The sequence below is a fragment of the Flavihumibacter profundi genome (genome assembly GCF_020076305.1).
Lineage (GTDB): Bacteria > Bacteroidota > Bacteroidia > Chitinophagales > Chitinophagaceae > Flavihumibacter > Flavihumibacter profundi.
The window spans coordinates 74,153-93,994 of record NZ_JAIQXE010000001.1; the positions used below are offsets into that span (position 1 = coordinate 74,153).

At 42.5% G+C, this 19,842-nt stretch carries 18 protein-coding genes; 5 read left to right on the plus strand and 13 right to left on the minus strand.

Going from position 1 to position 19,842, the window contains the following annotated elements; all coding sequences use genetic code 11:
- Positions 1–11: 11 nt before the first annotated feature.
- From pncA to LAQ65_RS00335, 11 genes are all read right to left on the minus strand, one after another.
- The gene (pncA, locus tag LAQ65_RS00285) at positions 12–626 is read right to left on the minus strand and encodes a bifunctional nicotinamidase/pyrazinamidase (protein ID WP_224114923.1); all 615 of its coding nucleotides are present in this window, start codon (positions 624–626) and stop codon (positions 12–14) included.
- 4 nt (positions 627–630) lie between these two features.
- Entirely contained in the window at positions 631–2,040 is a 1,410-nt protein-coding gene (locus tag LAQ65_RS00290; RefSeq protein WP_224114924.1) for a nicotinate phosphoribosyltransferase, read from the minus strand.
- Between the two features lie 18 nt (positions 2,041–2,058).
- Entirely contained in the window at positions 2,059–2,589 is a 531-nt protein-coding gene (locus LAQ65_RS00295; RefSeq protein ID WP_224114925.1) for an O-acetyl-ADP-ribose deacetylase, read from the minus strand.
- A gap of 31 nt (positions 2,590–2,620) precedes the next feature.
- On the minus strand, positions 2,621–2,989 hold the full coding sequence (locus tag LAQ65_RS00300) for a cupin domain-containing protein (RefSeq protein WP_224114926.1): 369 nt from the start codon (positions 2,987–2,989) through the stop codon (positions 2,621–2,623).
- A 659-nt stretch (positions 2,990–3,648) separates the two neighbouring features.
- A complete protein-coding gene (locus LAQ65_RS00305; RefSeq protein WP_224114927.1) occupies positions 3,649–5,004 on the minus strand; it encodes a vanadium-dependent haloperoxidase in 1,356 nt (451 codons plus the stop codon).
- A 132-nt stretch (positions 5,005–5,136) separates the two neighbouring features.
- Complete coding sequence (locus tag LAQ65_RS00310; RefSeq protein ID WP_224114928.1) at positions 5,137–5,622, minus strand: GNAT family N-acetyltransferase; 486 nt, start codon at positions 5,620–5,622, stop codon at positions 5,137–5,139.
- 288 nt (positions 5,623–5,910) lie between these two features.
- Positions 5,911–8,139, minus strand: a complete 2,229-nt coding sequence (locus LAQ65_RS00315) for a right-handed parallel beta-helix repeat-containing protein (protein ID WP_224114929.1) — start codon at positions 8,137–8,139, stop codon at positions 5,911–5,913.
- Positions 8,140–8,180: 41 nt separating this feature from the next.
- Positions 8,181–9,503 (minus strand): serine hydrolase domain-containing protein, encoded by a 1,323-nt coding sequence (locus tag LAQ65_RS00320; RefSeq protein WP_224114930.1) that lies wholly within the window; start codon positions 9,501–9,503, stop codon positions 8,181–8,183.
- A 32-nt stretch (positions 9,504–9,535) separates the two neighbouring features.
- Complete coding sequence (locus LAQ65_RS00325) at positions 9,536–9,928, minus strand: DoxX family protein (protein ID WP_224114931.1); 393 nt, start codon at positions 9,926–9,928, stop codon at positions 9,536–9,538.
- A 97-nt stretch (positions 9,929–10,025) separates the two neighbouring features.
- A complete protein-coding gene (locus LAQ65_RS00330; protein ID WP_224114932.1) occupies positions 10,026–10,487 on the minus strand; it encodes a hypothetical protein in 462 nt (153 codons plus the stop codon).
- Positions 10,488–10,673: 186 nt separating this feature from the next.
- Entirely contained in the window at positions 10,674–10,997 is a 324-nt protein-coding gene (locus tag LAQ65_RS00335; RefSeq protein ID WP_224114933.1) for a hypothetical protein, read from the minus strand.
- A 289-nt stretch (positions 10,998–11,286) separates the two neighbouring features.
- On the opposite strand from LAQ65_RS00335, the gene LAQ65_RS00340 reads away from it, so the two are divergent.
- The 4 genes from LAQ65_RS00340 to LAQ65_RS00355 all read left to right on the plus strand — a co-directional run bounded on the left by LAQ65_RS00340 (position 11,287) and on the right by LAQ65_RS00355 (position 15,339).
- A complete protein-coding gene (locus tag LAQ65_RS00340) occupies positions 11,287–11,571 on the plus strand; it encodes a hypothetical protein (RefSeq protein WP_224114934.1) in 285 nt (94 codons plus the stop codon).
- A 293-nt stretch (positions 11,572–11,864) separates the two neighbouring features.
- Positions 11,865–12,290, plus strand: coding sequence for a hypothetical protein (locus LAQ65_RS00345; protein ID WP_224114935.1), 426 nt, complete (start codon positions 11,865–11,867; stop codon positions 12,288–12,290).
- Between the two features lie 133 nt (positions 12,291–12,423).
- The gene (locus tag LAQ65_RS00350; RefSeq protein WP_224114936.1) at positions 12,424–13,773 is read left to right on the plus strand and encodes a sugar porter family MFS transporter; all 1,350 of its coding nucleotides are present in this window, start codon (positions 12,424–12,426) and stop codon (positions 13,771–13,773) included.
- A gap of 27 nt (positions 13,774–13,800) precedes the next feature.
- Positions 13,801–15,339 carry a family 43 glycosylhydrolase gene (locus LAQ65_RS00355; protein WP_224114937.1) on the plus strand — a complete coding sequence of 513 codons (1,539 nt, stop codon included), beginning with the start codon at positions 13,801–13,803 and terminating at the stop codon, positions 15,337–15,339.
- A 32-nt stretch (positions 15,340–15,371) separates the two neighbouring features.
- On the opposite strand, the gene LAQ65_RS00360 is transcribed toward LAQ65_RS00355, so the two are convergent.
- Complete coding sequence (locus LAQ65_RS00360) at positions 15,372–16,106, minus strand: class I SAM-dependent methyltransferase (RefSeq protein WP_224114938.1); 735 nt, start codon at positions 16,104–16,106, stop codon at positions 15,372–15,374.
- Positions 16,107–16,282: 176 nt separating this feature from the next.
- Here LAQ65_RS00360 and mgtA point away from each other — a divergent pair, with 176 nt between their 5' ends.
- Positions 16,283–18,865 carry a magnesium-translocating P-type ATPase gene (gene mgtA, locus LAQ65_RS00365; protein ID WP_224114939.1) on the plus strand — a complete coding sequence of 861 codons (2,583 nt, stop codon included), beginning with the start codon at positions 16,283–16,285 and terminating at the stop codon, positions 18,863–18,865.
- Between the two features lie 100 nt (positions 18,866–18,965).
- Here mgtA and LAQ65_RS00370 read toward each other — a convergent pair whose 3' ends face one another.
- Positions 18,966–19,733, minus strand: a complete 768-nt coding sequence (locus LAQ65_RS00370; RefSeq protein ID WP_224114940.1) for a glucose 1-dehydrogenase — start codon at positions 19,731–19,733, stop codon at positions 18,966–18,968.
- Positions 19,734–19,842: the final 109 nt, after the last annotated feature.

The following is a 19,842-nucleotide window of genomic DNA, read 5'->3' on the forward strand; positions in this document are numbered from 1 at the left end:
AATTGATTGATTTAAATTTCAATAATCTCTTTGCTGGAGATTAGTTTTCCACCTTTTTCAATAAAGGCCTGGTTTGTTTTTATAAAGTCTTCGGCTTTCAGAGGACGGGTACCATCTTCAATGATAAAGGTTTCAAAACCTTCCCGGAGACTATCCATTGCTGTATAAAACACACATATATCGCCGCACAAACCGGTTATATAAACCTGGGTTACTTTTTTGCTGTGCAGGTAATCGGCAAGACCCGTCGATTTGCGGTGCCCGTTATCATAAAAGCCACTGTAACTGTCAATCTCGGGGTCAGTGCCTTTCCTGAAAATGGCTTCGGCCTTGTTTGTATGAAGCCCTGCCGGAAAAGCTGCACCAAATGAACCCTGCACACAGTGATCGGGCCAGAGTGTTTGTTGAAGCCCGTCTAATTCAATTACATCAAATGGCTTTTTGCCTGCATTATTTGAAGCGAAACTTTTATGGTTTTGAGGGTGCCAGTCCTGCACTGCAACGACCAGATCAAAATAATTTTGCAGCTTATTGATAACGGGGATGATTTGATCACCCCCCGGCACAGCCAGTGCCCCGCCAGGTAAAAAATCATTTTGGACATCTTCAATCAGGAGCACTTTCATGGACTTATTTTTTATAATGGGCCCTTAATTCATTGCGCAGGTCCAGTAATTTTTTACTCAAGCCGACTTTGTAAATGTGCGGGTTTTCGAATCGTTTATATTCAAGTGGAAGGAGCGACAATCTTTCCTTCGCATAACCGGCAATCTGTTTTAAGGAATGCGGCGCATCAATTATTTTTCCCTGATGCATAACCTTGGAAAGCAAGGGCTGGTGCTGGAAATTATCTATTGATAATGATTCACCAGGTTCAAAGGGATGGTACATGGTGGCAGTTTTTTGTTCCCCGGCAAGCGCAATTACATCGGCACCAAGGAACATTCCATTTTCAGAAATCACACGGCTAACCTGTTTAATTCCGGGTAAGGTTGTTTTTTCGAAGGTTTCAGATAATTTAAGGCGTGGTTTCCCTGAAGCCATAGATAGCTTGTAAACGCCGTCCAGGGCAGCGTCCGGCTGGCCTGTAACAAGGCGGGTACCTACACCGAAAATATCAATTACAGCGCCCTGGTCTTTTAAGCTTTTAATTACAAATTCATCAAGCTGGTTTGATGCGGCAATCTTCATGTAAGGCAATCCTGCTTCATCAAACATTTGCCTGGCTGCTTTAGAGAGATATGCTAGGTCACCGCTATCGAGTCGGATACCCTTAGCGCGATACCCTTCTTTCTCCATTTCCTTTGCAACAGTGATGGCATTGGGCACACCACTTTTCAGTGTGTCGTATGTGTCTGCAAGAAATATACAATCATCGGGTCGTGACCTGGCAAAAGCACGGAAAGCGTCAAGTTCATTGTCATAACTCTCAATAAAAGAATGGGCCATGGTACCTGCCGCGGGGAGTCCATACAGGCGTGCGCCATAGACATTGCTTGTTGAATCAAACCCACCGATCACCGCTGCTTTTGTGGCAAGCATCCCACCCATGCCCTGCGCCCTGCGTAGTCCAAAATCGCTTAAGAGGCTATTACCTGCGACCCCTTTCATACGCGCGGCTTTTGTTGCAATAAGCGATTCAAAATTCAGGATATTCAGCAGCAGGGTTTCCACCATCTGCGCTTCAATAATATTTCCCTCAACCCGAAGGACAGGAGAGTTGGGGAACACAGTTTCACCTTCCTGGCAGGAATAAACATCACCCCTGAACCTGAAGTTTTTTAAGAATTCAAGGAATGAGGGATGAAATTTTATTTCCTTGAGGTAAGCAAGGTCGTCATCGGTAAAATGCAGGTCTGACAATATGTTCAGTACATCCTGTAGTCCTGCGAAAACCACATAACCACCCTTGTTGGGCACTTTGCGAAAGAAGTAATCGAAGCAGGCTGTATCATCTTTCCGTCCTTCCTTGAAATATGTTTCCGCCATTGTTATTTCGTACAGGTCGGTATAGGTTCCGCTTATTGAAAAGGATAACATGCATATAAGTTATGCATTTTATTCCTTATTTAAATCCAGTTGAAGTTTTACCAGTTCAAAATTTTCATCATCAAAACAAACAAATAAAACTTTGTCTATTTTATTTGTCCCGGAGAGGAAATCCTTAACTGTTTTTACGGCAATTTGAGCAGCGGCTTCCTTTGGGAATCCATATATCCCGGTACTAATGTTTGGGAAAGCAATTGACCTGCAATTATTTTCGACGGCCAATTGTAATGAATTTTGATAGCAATGTGCGAGCTTTTCTTTTTCCCCGTGGTTTCCGCCATTCCAGACAGGACCGACTGTGTGAATGACATACTTTGAAGGCATATTTCCCGCTGTAGTAATAACTGCTTCACCAGTCTTGCAACCACCCTGCCTGGCAATAATCTTCCGGCAATCTTCTAATATAGAGGGGCCGCCGGCCCTATGAATGGCACCGTCAACCCCGCCTCCACCCAGGAGGGAAGTGTTTGCCGCATTAACAATACAGTCAACATGGGCCTTTGTAATATCAGCCTTTTGAAGTTCGATTTTTGCATGCATGTTTGATATTGTTTTGCCGCAAATGTTTGCGTTATTTTATTTCGGTAACAATCATTGTAAGGGGTTTTTTGCCAACATTGGTTATTTTATGCGTTACAGCTGCTGACCACATTGCCTGCCCCGCTTTCATTTCGACCGTACTGGCTTCTTTATCTTTTATTTCCACTTTTATTTTTATATCGGTAATAGCATAAACTGTGTGTTGCGGATGTGAATGCCAGTCTGCAATGGCACCCGGCGCAAAAGTTGCTTCTGATATTTTAACCTTGTCATTTTCGGTTAAGACTTTAACAGTAACCCCGGGCCATGGTTGTTTTTTGTCCTGTGCACTGGTGGTTTGCACGGCTACAAATGTCATGATTGTAATCACTGACAGCATTACCAGCATTAACTTTTTCATTTTATTTGTTGTTTTCTTAAAGATAAATTATTGTTGTGTTTTTACCCTTTTTCAACTTCCAGAAGACTGATCATGGGAGGTTCCTTCCCTTTAGCAGGATAGGGCCCGCATATTGATATCCATAAAGATTACCGGGTGTTGTTTTTTGGGCTTGGCCAGGATCCGGATTGAGTTGGCATTATCACAATCCAGTAAAGCGCTTTAATAATACTGCAAGCCCTCATAGAACCGGGCATATTGCTTCCTGGGACCTGGCCATAAGCGATTGCTTTTCAAAAGCCAATTGAGCGGCCGTTCCAGGCTTTCCAGCAACTTGCCGGGAAATAGTAAACTATGTGGCAATATAGATGAAGGAGGAGGCCAAGCCCCAGTTGATTATCCGCATTATTGTTTACTCCTATTGTCGTGATATTATGCACATGCACAAAGAACCAGGAAACCAACATATTTGTGCAGGGTTGTCCTGCGCCTTCACCCTGGACGGTTGAGTTCTTAGATTTGGGTTTGATATGTTTTTCAACCAAATAAGCCTGCATGCAATGGGGTCAGGATCATTTCAATAGCAGCAGCCGTTGTTTTACCTGTAACTAATGACCATGGTTTTGACAAAAAGCCCCAACCTAAACTGGTCGGGGCAATTTTTTTATTAATGGTAAATATTATTTTTCCTTCAACCCATTTTCAAAAATATAATCGCCGATATTAATGCCGGTAGCAGATCCTACCGTAATGGCTTTCCGGAAATGGTAGCCTATATAAATCCTGGATAGCGCATTTTCCCAGATAGCCGATTTTACATCGTCGTAAGTACGGGTACCGGGCCAGTAGCCACTGGTAGTGGTAAAAGGCAAATGGGAAGTTTTGAAGAACCTTATAATGACTTCCCCGGCTGCTGCACCAGTAAGAGCGTGTGCAGAAGAATATTCACCAACTGGTGGAGTTGCCAGTTCCGATTGCCAGGTTGGGTCACCCACGGTGGCTGGATTATTATCATTATCGCCCGAATGAATGGCTGAAATCGGCCGCCAGAAATAATAATGCATTTTAGTATCAAATACAGCAATATAGCCATCTGCAATAGCCAGGTGCAACAATGCCAGTAAGCGGGCTGTTTTCCAGGCATCCATGCTATTAGCTGGCCTTTGTGCCAAAATGTCCCTTGCAACAGAATTCCATCCACGGGATGAATTTTCAGCCCAGAAATACCCGATTGCTTTTTGTTCAGGTGTACGAATTGTACTGTTTAGCTGTCCCAGCGTTTTCACCTCATTGTAATCTGCGGCATAGGCGGCACTGTTAACAGGGTATGGCGGGCCGGGAAGAAACTGGCTGGCGGTTTTAATAATCCAGGGTTGTTGCAGGTGAAAGCCTGCAAGGGCATAGGTATTTAGCGGCGGGAAATAACTGAATTCACCTGGATTAACACCTGAGGCGGGAGTTGGATTAAAACCTACCATCGGTATATAAGGGATATCTGCGCTGCGTTTTGCCAGTACGGCCTGTGCAACCGCCTTACCAAGTGCAATACCTTTAGTTTTAGCATCCCCGTCTGGGATTGCTGCAAGTGAACCAGCCAACAGGTTTTCGAATGGTGCAAAACCTGCTCCCTGTGGACCGACAACTTTTAAAACTTCGTATACCGCCTGCGAAACAGCCGCATCCGGATCTGCATCTTTATCGACCTGGTGGTAAGCGTAAGTTTCAAATTTTGGTTTGATGCAGTTGAGGGCATCGTGCATAGCCACATGGTACATGGCGAAAAGCCTTGAAACAAGCGGGGGCGAAACACCAACATTCACTGGAAATGTATAAGCTTTCTGAATTTCAAGGTTCCAGGCCATAACTAAATCAGGAGAGGTCCAGCCATTATTAAGGTTCTGTGAGAGGCCCTTTGAAATAGAATCCTTAATTAGCAGCTGATCGTTTTTCTGGCAGGAGAAAAGTAATATGGCACAACAGGCTATGCACATGGAATAGCCCAGTCGTTTTGGAAATACGGGAATAATTCTTTGCATAAAAAAAGTTTAATGGTGAATGGTATACAATATGGCTTTTGCGCTATTGTTTCTTAAAGTTCATTCAAATGCAAAGAATTCTGGTGGTACAAAAACGACATATTGAAGAAAAAAATGGCGCCAGGAAATCGCTTATTTTGGCTCTCCCCGCCTATATAAGGGTAGTGAAGTAAGGTGTGCAATGGATTCAGCACCCGAATCCCCTTCTTTACTGAAAGGCCATACAAATAATGCTTTCAGTGGATGGTCTTTGCGGATTTTTTCTATTGCACCAAGAATAAGGTTTGTTGCAATTCCTTTTCTGCGGTACTCTTCCAAAACCATTGCTGAACAAAGGTAGAGCGCCTCATAAGTTGTGTCAAGTGGTGTAAGGTCAAATAGCTCCTTTTCTGAAATTTTATTTGCAAGAAACCTGTCCATTAATTCCAGAGTAGTAGGTATTAGTAAAATCCAGGCAACAGGGCCATTACCATCATCATATTCTGAAACTGTTGCAGGATGTATTTTTTTTAACCGCTCTATTATATCCTGGTTGACATCAAGCTGGTCTGGATCATTTTTTGTGGCGAAAACTTCATCTGCCAGTTGAATCATCCGTTCAAAGTTGCTTAAAGGCATGAGGTGATTTTATTTGAATGAAACAGCTTCTCTTAGGTATAAACAGGCAGCTTGCGGATCCGCTTTCCTGTTGCAGCGAAAACGGGGTTGGTTAATCCAGGTGCATTTGTTGCGAATGTTACTTAACCTGGCATTACCGCAGCGAGTCATTTAACGGTCGCTTGTAAGGCAAAAGATATAATGAGTCCGCCACAAGATGCCCGGTATAACCTATGTAAGATTTTTTAAACGCTAAGATTTATCCGGTAGAACAAATACTTACAGCATGTTATATAGCCAAAGGTACCCCTAGTTTCTATATTCATCCTTATATAAACCCATCTTATCGAATGGGACCAATTCAAAACCCGGGATCATTTGAAATACTTTGGCGTCAGGCTTCAGCATAAAATTGCCATTTTTAAAATCAACGAAACCCGGATCTTCCTTTGTTACAAAATTCTGTTCGCTCTTCATTGTGGCATATTCCCCACCCATTAAATTCACCGGGTTATCCGCACCGCCTACAATAACATTCCGGATAAGTGCATTTCCCCTGGAACGCATGCCTGCCCATTCTTTTCCGGCAACAATGGTGTCTAAATAAGGCAGTAGTGAAGGGTATCTTTCGGCATAGGGTGATTCATTGAAACGGATATTTTGAGTCAGTCTTTTCCTGAGTAGCCCATCCTTGCCAAACATTTCTTCCACTTCGTTAGCGGCCCAGGTATAGTAATGTGCAGAGATAGCAGCTGTATATGAAATCGGGTTTACTACAATATTGTTTTTCATGACCAGGTCCCACCCGGTATTGCTGAACAGTACGCCATGATTTGTGGACATATCATTAAAGACATTGCCAAAAATATATACGTCCGTGGAAGAGTCATCACAATAAATCCCCATATTCATCCTGTTGGGATTGCCACAATGATGGAAATAGTTGTAGCGGATAATATTACCGCGGTCGCTCGGGTCCCGCCCTATATACCAGGGGGAAGTGTCATCTGAATTTAATGTAACATCATGAATGTTATTGTATTCAAATACATGATCATTGCCATGAACGAAAATGGCCTGCCAGTCAGAATTATAGATCTCACAATGTGAGATTTTGTTGCCACAGCCATCTACATTAATACCCGACCATGAATTCTTATTGCGCCGGTTGTAATCATGTATTTTGCAATTGTCCACATAATTATTCCCTTTAATTAGTTTACGTTTACTTCCCCCACTCAGGTAAATACCTCCACTACCTGTATTGTAAACATCACAGCTGATAATTCCATGATCATGCCCCGCTAAACGATCCCAGGAAGTGTAGGTATATAAATGATTGGAGAGGCTTCCGATTTGCCTTGATACTGGTGTGCCGTCATAATCATCTATTGAAGTGTCATCAGCATATTGAGTGGCTCCCTGGCCCATGAAAATACCTGAGGTGCCAACATTCCTTACGGTACAGCCGGTAATTAAATTGTTGTTACCCCTTTCGATGTAAATTCCAATACCGCGGCCAGTTTCAACTGTTAATCCATTCAGGGTAATATAACTGGCACCTTCAAGTGATATGATTGGATCTTCCAGCATAGATACCGTAATATTCGCTGTTTGAAGGTTTGCAGGAGGCCAGAAATACAATATGCCAGTCTTACGGTCCAGGTACCACTCCCCAGGTGCATCCAATTCATCAAGAATATTAGTGGCGATATAATGCTGGAAGTCTTTGCCACTTGCAACTCCATATAAATGGGGATTGGATAATTTAATGGTATTCCTGACAGGATCAATTGTATCAACTGGAATGTAATCATCGGCGAAGCCATAATTAAATGTTCCTTGCAGCCAGATGTCTTTTTGTCCGGCCCATTTTGAATGCCTTGGGTCTTCATACATGAACTTTGCCCCCCTGCCTGACTTGTCGCCAATACGGGGAACGGATCCCTTATCAATAACTTTCCCAATTTTCAGGTAGCCATCATTCGGATACCTTGCAAGAACCATTGGGTTGTCATTGAAATACAATTCCAATGGTGCAGGAACCACCGGTAATCCATGACCGAATTGCTGGTGCTTTCCATAATCATGGATGCCTGATTCGTTTAAATTCACTTGCCATAAATTCTTCCGGGTCTCTTTGGTTAGCCTGTCCAGGATTGATTTTGAATTTACCTGCCGGAATTTACCAGCCGGAATGTTTATTCCTCCTGTAATATTAACCTTCGCCCCCTTTATGGTAGTCCAGGTGATTGGGCAACCCGGAAGGCCACTATCTTTTTCATCAAGCACCAGGGAAGCCCCCTGGTTATAATTACCCTCATTGATCCATACTGTTATCCCGCCTTTGGGAAGGTCATGAAGCGATTTAAATTTCCTGATCCTTTCCCTTGCTGCCTGCAAAGTTGCCAGGGGTTGGTCTTTCGTCCCGGGATATTTATCGTTCCCTTTTTTATCAATGTATATATCCTGGGCATTGGCTAATCTGGTTAATAAACATGTCATCAATAAAAAGGAAAGAAAAATGGATGTCTTCATAAACACAAATATATGCAAGGTGGAAGGAGCATCACGGCCAGTTACCTGTCTCTTTTCAAATAATAGGTATTATCGGTTTCCTTGATCAGCAATTCGTTCTTTTCGGGATGGAAATCGAAGAAATAACCAGTTGAGGAATGCATAAAATAGTTTTTAGCTACTTCTTCTAATTCAAATCTTTTTCCTTTCGTTTCAGCAAATATTTTCAAACCTTCCTTTGTAACGGTCACTATAATTGAGCGCTGATCGGTTGCGTACATTCCTGTCAATTTATTAAGTTCATTGCTGTCAAGAATTGTTTTCCTGGAGAACGGTATAATAAATGTTTCATTATAACAGATTTTCAATATGCCCTCTATGATATCAATTCTTGGGTAGTCGATGCCATTCGTGCAATAGGCAAAGGATAATTGATCACCGGGAAAATACCTGAGCGCGGAATAAAATTCTTCTATGCGGCCATTATGTCCAAAGCCTTTTATCGTGCCATGATCGAAAGGGAACATTCCCATTCCATAGCCATCCACTATGGTTTGCATTTTTTCAAGGCTGGATTTTTTGATCAATTTGCCTGTGAATAATGCTTCCATGAATTTTACCAGGTCCGTTGGGGTAGACACCAGCGAACCCGCACCGCTGTGGATGCTAAGGTCGGTTTCCTTTTCTTTTTTCCAGGTCTTATCACCGTATTTATAGGAAGTGCTTTCGTTTCTACTGTAATCAATAGGTTGACCAAAATAAGTATCAGTTAATCCGATTTTTTTGGTTATTCTTTGCTTCAGTGCCTGTTCATATGGCATGCTGCATATGTGTTCAATGATATAACTTAGTAAGAGGTAATTGGAGTTAGAATAATCCACCTGGGTGCCAGGTTCGAAGTCTGATCCTTTTTCCTTTATAATCTCCAGCATTTCTTCATGTGTTTTGGGCTTATCCATCCAGTCTGGGAAATTGGTATCATGCGTATAATCGTGCAGGCCGCTCCTGTGGTTAAGCAGGTTACTGATGGTGATTTTATTGGCATTGGGGAGGTCCGGGAAATATTGCTCCAGTTTTTGGTTGAGGTTAAGTTTACCTTCTTCCATGAGCTGGAAGATCATCACTGCCGTAAACATTTTGGAGGTAGATCCGATCCTGTATTTTGTATGGATGTCAGCGGGTATTTTTTTTCCGGCATCAATTAAAGCATAACCTATTGCCCGCTGGTACAAAATTTTCCCATTTTTTGAAATGGCAAGGCTGCCCATTGCCAGGTCCTGATTGGCTAAAGCACTAAGAAAGCTATCAAGTTTAGCGACATTGAATGTTTGGCCCCATGTTGTAATACTGGCGAGTAGCAGGATAGAGGTGATCAGCCTTTGCATGGTTGCGTAGGATGTAGTTTATAATTATGGTTCTATCGGTTTTTCCGCCACTCCCGCCATGCGTCGGTGCACCATAATGCCCAGATGACCAATACCGGTTGAAACAGGAGGCGAATCGCGCGGGCATGATCTGTATCCAATCCAAATGCAGGAGTGTGGTTGGTGTATTGGGCGATATTGCCTGGAAAAACAAGTACAAAGAAAGCGGCCACTATCCAGCCCAGTTTAATTTTTAGTTTCGGAAGGGTAATTAATGCTACGCCAAGGGTGATCTCAACAATGCCGGACAGGATTACCACCAGGTTTGCGTTCAGTGGCAACCATTTGGGAACCTGCGCAAAGAATTCTGTTCGGGACCAGCTGAGGTGCCCAATGCCTGCCAGCAGCAGAAACAGGCCCAGTACAATGCGGCCGATGATTCGCATGTTATTGTGGTGGTTTAATTTTCAGTATTGAATATAATGAATAAGTCCCTCTCTTATTAAGGGAAGGACTTATTCATCCTTGAATTATGTAAGAAAACTAATTATTTCTATTCATGGTTTGGTAGGTACCTGTATATGATTGTCCACTCACGTCCTGCCATCTTCCACCCGTTAGTACACCTGAACTATCATATGTCAATTGTCCCTGATTAACAACTATTCCGCCACTATATAATATTGTTGTGTCTTTATATTCAAGGATATTACCTGTGATGGTCCATCTTCCTTTGGTAAGTCCATATTCCCCATTTGCCCCTACTACTTTAGTCCTTTTCATAAAAGTGCCATCCGGGAAGATGATGAAACTGATATATGTAGGGTTGTGAGTGACCTGGTCAGTCTGGTAGGTGCCTTCCCAAAGTCCTGTGACCGGATATTTAGCAACCGGACATGAATTTGGTGGATCCGCCAAAGCTTTTGTACAGCTTGTAATCTGGAATAATCCAATGGACAAAGCGAGTGTAGTAATGGCTAACGATGCCATAAATAATTTTTTCATAGTGAAGTTTTATTATGCCTGCTTTTGTTTATGCTTCAGGTTTAGGCCTTCCTGAATATTAATTTATTTGACAATATATCTTGAACGTATGAAAATCAAAAATATTTTTGATTATATGTACAAAAAAAGCGCTGCATTTGCAGCGCTTAGTCAATTTTGGGAACCCGGCAGTATGTCCGGTTCGGCTTATTGTTTTTTGTTGGCTTTATACCGTTTATCAGGTGTGCCATCTTTTTTAACGGGTCCCGCTGGTTCCTGTGAATTTTTATACCGCTTATCCGGGGTGCCATCTTTCTTCAGGACAACACCAGTGCTTGGAGTGCTACCGGCAGCAGCAGAAGGTTTTTCGGCTGGTTTGGCAGCAGGCGCTTTTGTCGCTGCAGCTTTTGGTTCTGCAGCTTTTGTAGTTGCAGGCTTTACCTCATGTGTTGCAGTAACAGCAGGCGTTTGAGCAAAAGTGAAGCTGAATAAGCCAGTAAGCATAGTAAATACAAGGAGTAACTTTTTCATTGTGTTTGATTTCTTATTGTTTGAAAATATGGCCGATCTTGGTATTGCAAAATTGCTGCCTGTTTAAATAGTGCAGAAAGCATTAACCAACGATTAACGCAGGATTTTTTTGGAACATTGATTGTCTTAATTTTACCCACTGCCATATATAATTTCAGTGCCAATAAAAGCAGTATAGGATTAACAGAAAACCTGCCAACTTTAATAGTCCAACATGGCCTGTATAACCAGGGTAAGAAGTTTATGTAATCTCATTATAGTATTTTATTTAGCCTAATTTTATATGCAAATGGATAGCGTAGAATTTATCTCCTCGGTCAATAAAAAAAAGCTGCCAGTTTCACTAAGCATTTACCTGGAAACACTTTGGTATGCAGGAGCTGGTAACTGGCATAAGGCGCATGAACTGATCCAGGACGAACCCGGAAAAGATGCCGCATTATTACATGCCTACCTGCACCGCGTAGAAGGTGATCAGTGGAATGCCAATTATTGGTACCATAAAGCCGGGGAAAAATTCCCGGAGAACAGTTTGGAAGAAGAATGGGAAGAACTGGTTAAAAGGTTCCTGTAGTCTTACCTCCCCTAAGTCCATAAATAACAACTAAAAGGGAAAATGCCATGGTCAGGCCAACTGAAGCCAACTCTGCTGTAACCAGGTTTTCCTGAAGTTGCGTAACAGTATCATACCAGGTAATTTCAGCTGCCTTGAAATGTGTTCATCCATATGTATTGTTTGATGGCCAGGGCTTGGTTTCTGTCTTACAATTTGGTGAAATCCTGATATAGATCAGTTCGGGTGTTATTGCCCGTCATAGTACAGATAAGAGTGATGTTTTATATTTATTACCAGTAAATCTGTTTATAATGAAAAATATTCTTTTAACTATAGGGGTGATTTTGTTTGGCATTTCAGTATTTGGGCAACAATTGACAAAGCAGGATTACCTGGCTAAAAGTAAAAACCAGAAAACCTGGGCCATTATTTTAACAGCTGGTGGAGGTCTGGCGGTTGTTGGAGGCATAATTTCGTACGGGGCAGAATCCACAACCAGTTATTACCCTGGTCATGAAGTTGGTATTGCCCTGATGATTGGTGGTGCCGCTGCTATTACCGGTGGTATTGTCTTGTTTTCAGCATCAAAAAGAAATGAAAAAAAGGCGAATGAAATGGCCGTGGCATTCCGGTTTAAATTAGAAAGCACGGATATGTATAAATATAATCATGCCGTTAGGAATAGTTATCCTGCAATGTCTGTAAACATCGGCCTTGGAAATCTTGTTCATCGATAAATAATAAAACGCAGGAAATTATTTTACAATATTTATTGCAATGACCGCCTGAAGTGGAAAAGACTTTTGTACATGTGGGAATTAATTGCGATTTTAATAGGAGTTATCCCACTTTACCAAAACGATACTTGCAATGAATAAACGAAAATTACTGCTATGGTCTGTTGTGGCCGCCCTGGCCGGATTTATATTTGGATTTGATACCGTAGTTATATCAGGCGCCAACCTGCCTATAAAAGAGTTGTGGCATACTTCCCCTCTGTTTCATGGCTTCTTTATAATGTCTATGGCCCTTTGGGGTACCGTAGTGGGAGCCCTGTTCGGCGGCATCCCTACAGAGAAATATGGCCGTAAAAAAGTGTTATTATGGGTTGGTATTTTATTCAGTGTTTCTGCTCTCGGTTCGGCATTAGCGCAGGATCCTTACCTTTTTTCAATATTCAGGTTCCTGGGTGGGCTGGGTATTGGTGTGTCTTCTGTAGCAGCACCTACTTATATTTCTGAAATATCTACTGCAAAAACAAGGGGGCGCCTTGTGGGTATGTACCAGTTCAATATCGTATTTGGCATATTGATCGCCTTTTTCTCAAACTACCTGCTGAAAGGTTTTGATGGTGCAAATGACTGGCGCTGGATGCTTGGCGTAATGGCCATACCTTCATTATTGTATACCATTATGGTATTTGGGGTTTCTGAAAGTCCCCGCTGGCTGATCAGTGCGAAAAATGACCTGAAGTCTGCAAAGGAAATACTGATTCAGGCCGGGGCTGATAATCCTGATGAAGAGATCAACAGCATCATTGCTGCAAATAATGAGATCAAAGGATCCGGTAATAACGAACATTTCTTTAGCAGTAAATACAAAGCGGTATTGTGGCTTGCCTTCTTCGTCGCCTTTTTCAACCAATGGTCGGGTATCAATTTTATTTTATACTATGCCCCTGAAATATTGGAAAGTGCAGGCATCGCTTCAAAGGAATCACTGGCAAATTCCATTGCTATTGGTGGTACCCTGCTGGTCTTCACTTTTGTTGGTTTGTATTTTATTGACAGGATCGGTAGAAAGCAATTACTGCTAATTGGCGCTATAGGATATATCATAAGCCTTACTGCTGTGGCCTGGAGTTTCTATGCACATGCGGGGAGCAGTATCCTTATGTTTTCCCTTCTGCTGTTTATAGCTTCACATTCTGTTGGCCAGGGTACGGTGATCTGGGTTTTTATTTCTGAGATATTTCCCAATACAATACGGGCTTTCGGGCAATCATTCGGGGCCAGCGTGCATTGGGTTTTTGCTGCAATGATCACCTTAATCACCCCTTTATTCCTGGATAAGGACAATGGCATATTTGGTGATAATCCTTACCCGATTTTTGCCTTCTTTGCCTTTATGATGGTACTGCAATTAATATGGATAATCAGGAAAGTGCCGGAAACTAAAGGTATTTCATTGGAAGAACTGGAAAAACAGCTGGTGGATTAAGGTGTTATCGTCAATTAAATTGTATTTATGAAAAGAAGGAAATTTATCAAGGCTACAGGTTTGCTTCCCTTTTTGTCCAGTACTGTATTTGTCCAGGCAAATTCTGCCGTAACACCTGAAAAGCGGTTACATAAGGCTGTGGAAGACGGTACCCGGGATTTTTTTTATAAACCTGTCGGGGCCTGGGCCGCAGATTTTATCCCTTTTTATGATAATGGGGAATTTCATTTGTTTTACCTGCTTGACTGGAGGGATACTGATAAGCATGGTGAAGGCACACCCTGGTACAGGATCTCTACCAAAGACTTCGTGCATTTTACGGAACATGGGGAAATGCTTCCCCGTGGAACTGCTGAAGAACAGGACCTGTATGTATTTACAGGTTCGGTTATTAAGGCTAATGGGCAATACCATATTTTCTATACTGGCCATAACGGCAAAATGCGGGAGAAGGGAAAACCAGAACAGGGGATAATGCATGCCGTTAGCAACGATATGGTAAAATGGACAAAGATCCCGGAACATACTTTTTTTGCACCTGCTGATAAGTACGAGCCACATGACTGGCGCGATCCTTTTGTATTCTGGAATGAGGAGGCAAATGAATTCAATATGCTGCTCGCTGCAAGGTTCAAAAAAGGTATTCCAAGGCGAAGGGGATTAACCGGTCTATGCGCTTCAAAAGACCTTATTAAATGGGAAGTGAAAGAACCATTCTACACGCCTGGTTTGTATTACACCCATGAATGTCCTGATTTATTTAAAATGGGCGACTGGTGGTACCTCGTATTTTCTGAATTCACAGATTTGACCCGCACAAGATATCGGATGAGCCGTTCTATGCACGGCCCATGGCTTGCACCTGAAAGGGACAGTTTTGACGGGCATGCCTTTTATGCAGCGAAGACGGCAACAGACGGTAAGGATCGTTATATTTTTGGATGGAACCCAACACGAAGTGAAAGTAAAGACAATGGTGGATGGGAGTGGGGCGGAAACCTTGTTGTGCATAAAATTGTGCAGCAAAAAAATGGTGAATTGGCGGTACGCGTTCCTGATACAGTAACAAAAGCTTTTTCCAATAAATTGGAACATTCATTTGCTACCGGTGCAGGGAACTATAGCACCCATAATGGGGAAGTGACCATTAAAGCACCTGGCAGTTTTGCAGCTGCCAGTGGCGGGAAAATGCCAGCTACCTGTAAAATTTCAGCCAGCATTTCCTTTGAGAAAAATACCAGGGAATGTGGTATTCTTTTGCGGTGCAGCGAGGATTTTAATGACACTTATTATATCAGGCTGGAACCCCGGAAGAACAGGCTGGTGTTTGATATGTGGCCCAGAGACCAAATGACCCACCAGGCTGAGCTGGACCGTGAAATAATACTCACACCTGGTGTCCCTGTCGAAATGCAGGTATTTATAGATGGCAATAAAGGTGTGGTTTATGTCAACAATATCATTGCAATGAACTTCAGGGCATATAATTTAAAAGAAGGGAACTGGGGCTTATTTACAACCGATGGCAATGCTGTGTTTAAAAATTTAAGTATAGCAATGCTTTAAAGTGACACCGCTAAAAATAAGTGCATCAATCCCTATTTTTTCCCATACAATAGAAAATGCTGGATAGGTAAAAATTCCCCTTTATAATTTAAAATAAAGCCGTTCCTGTTCAATTCCCTGTTCAATTGTGCCACGCTGGTTTTATGTAGTTCCTTTATGGGTATTGCCGGATCTTCAAGCCGGTATTCAATCAGCAGGATTTTCCCATCGGGTTTTAAGCATTTTCGAATGGCCTGCAACATTTCCTGCGGGAATTCAAGTTCATGGTAAACATCCACCATAATAGCGAGGTCAACACTATTGTCCGGAAGGTTGGGTGATTTACGGCTACTCTTCACCACTTCAACTATGCTGTCGCGCAATTCCTTTTTTTTGTTTTTAAGATAGCTGATCAGCTCCTCCTGGATATCCACTGCATATACTTTCCCGGCAGGCACTTTGGCTGTTAGCCTGAAACTGTAATAGCCTGTTCCGGCGCCAATATCTGCAATGACCCCATTGGGTGGCACTGTAATTTTTTCGATCGACAATGAGGTGTTTTCTTCCATATTGCGGGTATCCCTTTCGAGCCAGTCGCTGCCTGCAGCGCCCATTACCTGCGCTATTTCACGGCCCATATAAAACTTCCCGATCCCATCCCGGGAAGCGGGGCGATAAGTGTAGGCAGTATCCCCGGCCGTTTTTGGCTGAGTTGTTTTTTGCTGGGATTTGCAGGACGAAAAGCCTCCAAGGAAAATAACAGCGAAAAGGATAATGGCCGGTTTCATATTAAATACTATAACCTGAAAGTAAAAAATGTAATGGGTTATTCTGAAATAATATGACTGAGCATACCAGATAATCTATTTCCAGGCGTAGAAAAGGGAAGCAATCAGGCTATTTAATACTATTTTTAAAAAGCAATGCTGGCAGCAAATTTTAAGGCTAGTCATTATTTTAACAGATGGACCTTCTACAACAATCTGATGCCGACAAAAAAATCCTGGGACTTAGCCTTCCCGAGATGCAATCGGCAGTTGGCTTCATACCCGGGGGGCTCACTGAAGAAGAAGCAAAGCGCCGGTTAATTAAATATGGCTTTAATGAAATTGCCAGCGAAAAACCGTTATCGCCAATTCAGCGTATCCGGAACAATATTAAAAACCCTTTGGTAATTCTCCTGGCAGCTTTAGGTATTGTTTCATTTCTGACCGGCGATATCCGGTCAACAGTGGTCATATTCATTATGGTCATTTTAGGGATTGTGTTGAGGTATATCCAGGAAAACAGGGCAGATAAGGCCGCTGAAAAGTTGAAGGCCATGGTTAGTACGCATGCAACAGTATGCAGGAATGGAAAGGATATTGAAATACCGCTGAAAATGCTGGTCCCGGGTGATACTGTACGATTGGGATCTGGTGATATGGTGCCGGCTGATGTAAGGGTACTTAGTGCCAAAGACCTTTTTATAAACCAGTCTTCGCTAACCGGAGAATCCCTGGCGGTTGAAAAGAAATCCAATCCGTCTTCTTCAGAAATCGAAAACCCGCTGGAATTGGACTATATCTGCTTCCTGGGCTCCAATGTTGAAAGTGGAACTGCCACTGCGATGGTGGTAAATACGGGAGATAAAACCAGCTTTGGTGCTCTTGCATCAGAAATTGTCGGTCAGCAGGAGTCAACCAGTTTCGATATTGGGATCAACAAATTTACCTGGTTAATGATCCGGTTTATTATGGTCATGGTGCCTGCGGTATTCCTTATCAATGGGTTCAGCAGGCATAACTGGCTTGAAGCGTTCCTTTTCGCACTTGCAGTGGCAGTTGGACTAACTCCCGAAATGCTTCCCATGATCGTAACCGTGAACTTATCCAAGGGAGCCATTTCCATGTCACGCAAGAAAGTGATTGTTAAAAGACTGAATGCGATCCAGAATTTCGGGGCGATGGATGTGCTCTGTACCGATAAAACCGGCACGCTTACCCAAGGAAAGATTGTGCTGGAACTACATATCGATCCTTACGGTGAACCCAGCAAGAAAACCCTCGATTTCGGGTTTCTGAACAGCTATTACCAGACGGGTTTAAAGAACCTGATGGATAAGGCGATACTGGACCACGAAGAGCTTGAAGAGGGATTGGGTGTGAAGGAGAAATACAATAAAATTGATGAAATCCCTTTTGATTTTATCCGGAAACGCATGTCCGTTATTTTGGAGGATAAGCAAGGATTAAATATCCTGATCTGTAAGGGGGCAGTAGAAGGGGTAATGGAGCTTTGCAGCAAGGTGGAGATCAATGGTGTTGTTGAGGATATGTCACAAAATCAACACCTGAAATGTGTGGAGAAAGTAAGGTGGTTGAACGGACAGGGTTTCAGGGTTGTAGCATTGGCATATAAAACTATGGAAGGAGCACCTGATGAACCGGTCTATACCGTAAAAGATGAGTCGGACATGGTATTACTTGGTTTCCTTTGTTTTTTAGATCCTCCAAAAGATTCTGCAACCGAAGCACTTAAACGTCTTGCCTCACTTAAAGTTGATGTCAAGATACTTACCGGTGATAACGAAATCATAACAGCATATATCTGTAAAAAAGTGGGCGTGCTGGTAGAGGACCGTTTGTTGCTGGGTGCGCAAATTGAAAAAATGGATGATGGCGAATTGGCAGAAGCAGTAAATAAATATAGTGTGTTTGCAAGGCTGGTGCCAGTTCACAAGCAGCGGATTATCCAGGCCCTTAAAAAAAATGGGCATGTTACCGGTTTTATGGGTGACGGAATTAATGATGCACCTGCTTTAAAAGTGGCGGATGTGGGGATCTCGGTTGACAGTGCTGTTGATATTGCAAAAGAGTCTTCTGATATTATCCTCCTGGAAAACAGCCTGCTCGTATTGGAACAGGGAGTGGCAGAGGGGCGAAGGGTGTTTGGGAATATCATCAAGTATGTTAAGATGGCGGCAAGTTCCAATTTTGGCAATATGTTCAGTGTGGTTGGCGCGAGTGCATTTTTACCCTATTTGCCAATGCTTCCCATCCAGGTGTTAACCAATAACCTGTTGTACGATTTTTCACAAACTACTATTCCAACAGACAATGTTGATGCAGACTGGTTGATCAAACCGCGAAAGTGGGCTATTAATGAGATACAGCGCTTTATTTTATTTGTCGGTCCGATCAGCTCTGTTTTTGATTACGTGACTTTCTTTATTCTCTGGCATTTCTTCGATTGCAAAAATAACCCGGCACTATTCCATACGGGATGGTTTGTTGAATCGTTGTTTACGCAAACCCTGATCATTCATGTGATCCGTACCAACAAGATTCCTTTTATACAGAGCCGCGCAAGTTGGCCACTAATGCTGACATCTTTGGTCATTGTTGCGGTCGGTGCATGGCTTACGGTTTCACCACTAGCCGATACCCTTGGATTTGTTCAATTACCCTTATTGTATTGGGTATGGCTCGCAGGCATTTTAATCTGCTACGTTATGCTTACCCAGTTGATTAAAAACTGGTTTAATAGAAAATACAGTATGCAATAATATTTTCAGGATGCAAAAAAGCAATGATTTATCGGGTAGTAGTACAACTGGCGGGGAGATGGCTTTTTTCTATTGAGCTGTTAAGGAAATCGCTGAATTATTAATAGGCTGTCCATCCACCATCAGCAGTTACCACAGTGCCGTTAATAAAACTGGCTTCATCCGATGCCAGGAAGAGTGCAACACTGGCAACTTCCGATGGATTGGAACTCCTGGGGTTTAAAGCCATACCGGGCATTATCCTTTCATTAGCCAATGGAGAAATTTTAGTGAAATCTATGGTAGCCCCTATATTGGTTTCCATTGCCCCTGGCGCTATGGCATTACAACGGATGCCCGATTTGGCATAAACGTAACCAGTGTTTTTTGTTAGCCCGATTAGTGCATGTTTACTGGCTGTATATGCTGCACCAGCCCTTGCTCCCTGCAAACCGCCTATAGATGCAATATTGACAATAACACCGGATTTTTGTTCCAGCATTATTTTTAAAACGCTTCGCATAGCTTTAAATGGGCCGTTAAGGTTTATGGCCATTACACGATCCCACATCTGGTCAGTCACATCTGAAGCCGGACTAAAATCATCCATAATGCCGGCATTGTTCACCAGGATATCCACTGTTCCATACGAAGCCACAGCAACTTTGACCATGTTTTCGATATCCTCCTCTTTAGCCATGTTTGCAATAACAGTAGTTATTGTGCCGCTTTTTGCCATCACTTCATCTTTCAATGAACCCAGGGCGATTTCATTAATATCTGCTGCCACAACTTTAGCACCTTCTGCCGTATAGAGCAATGTAATTGCCTTTCCAAGTCCGGAAGCTGCGCCCGTAACAATAGCCACTTTATTTTCTAACCGTTTCATTTTTTTTCTAAAAATAAAAGATAATAGCACCCTGAATATTGATTAATATCAGCAGGCGGTTTGATTTTTACCCTGATGTATAATTTTCTTTCGCATGAATAATTAAACC

What these genes read in the sequence shown, in the direction of transcription:
- pncA (WP_224114923.1), bottom strand. Translation starts at nt 626, where the DNA reads ATGAAAGTGCTCCTGATTGAAGATGTCCAAAATGATTTTTTACCTGGC.
- LAQ65_RS00290 (WP_224114924.1), bottom strand. Translation starts at nt 2,040, where the DNA reads ATGTTATCCTTTTCAATAAGCGGAACCTATACCGACCTGTACGAAATA.
- LAQ65_RS00295 (WP_224114925.1), bottom strand. Translation starts at nt 2,589, where the DNA reads ATGCATGCAAAAATCGAACTTCAAAAGGCTGATATTACAAAGGCCCAT.
- LAQ65_RS00300 (WP_224114926.1), bottom strand. Translation starts at nt 2,989, where the DNA reads ATGAAAAAGTTAATGCTGGTAATGCTGTCAGTGATTACAATCATGACA.
- LAQ65_RS00305 (WP_224114927.1), bottom strand. Translation starts at nt 5,004, where the DNA reads ATGCAAAGAATTATTCCCGTATTTCCAAAACGACTGGGCTATTCCATG.
- LAQ65_RS00310 (WP_224114928.1), bottom strand. Translation starts at nt 5,622, where the DNA reads ATGCCTTTAAGCAACTTTGAACGGATGATTCAACTGGCAGATGAAGTT.
- LAQ65_RS00315 (WP_224114929.1), bottom strand. Translation starts at nt 8,139, where the DNA reads ATGAAGACATCCATTTTTCTTTCCTTTTTATTGATGACATGTTTATTA.
- LAQ65_RS00320 (WP_224114930.1), bottom strand. Translation starts at nt 9,503, where the DNA reads ATGCAAAGGCTGATCACCTCTATCCTGCTACTCGCCAGTATTACAACA.
- LAQ65_RS00325 (WP_224114931.1), bottom strand. Translation starts at nt 9,928, where the DNA reads ATGCGAATCATCGGCCGCATTGTACTGGGCCTGTTTCTGCTGCTGGCA.
- LAQ65_RS00330 (WP_224114932.1), bottom strand. Translation starts at nt 10,487, where the DNA reads ATGAAAAAATTATTTATGGCATCGTTAGCCATTACTACACTCGCTTTG.
- LAQ65_RS00335 (WP_224114933.1), bottom strand. Translation starts at nt 10,997, where the DNA reads ATGAAAAAGTTACTCCTTGTATTTACTATGCTTACTGGCTTATTCAGC.
- LAQ65_RS00340 (WP_224114934.1), top strand. Translation starts at nt 11,287, where the DNA reads ATGGATAGCGTAGAATTTATCTCCTCGGTCAATAAAAAAAAGCTGCCA.
- LAQ65_RS00345 (WP_224114935.1), top strand. Translation starts at nt 11,865, where the DNA reads ATGAAAAATATTCTTTTAACTATAGGGGTGATTTTGTTTGGCATTTCA.
- LAQ65_RS00350 (WP_224114936.1), top strand. Translation starts at nt 12,424, where the DNA reads ATGAATAAACGAAAATTACTGCTATGGTCTGTTGTGGCCGCCCTGGCC.
- LAQ65_RS00355 (WP_224114937.1), top strand. Translation starts at nt 13,801, where the DNA reads ATGAAAAGAAGGAAATTTATCAAGGCTACAGGTTTGCTTCCCTTTTTG.
- LAQ65_RS00360 (WP_224114938.1), bottom strand. Translation starts at nt 16,106, where the DNA reads ATGAAACCGGCCATTATCCTTTTCGCTGTTATTTTCCTTGGAGGCTTT.
- mgtA (WP_224114939.1), top strand. Translation starts at nt 16,283, where the DNA reads ATGGACCTTCTACAACAATCTGATGCCGACAAAAAAATCCTGGGACTT.
- LAQ65_RS00370 (WP_224114940.1), bottom strand. Translation starts at nt 19,733, where the DNA reads ATGAAACGGTTAGAAAATAAAGTGGCTATTGTTACGGGCGCAGCTTCC.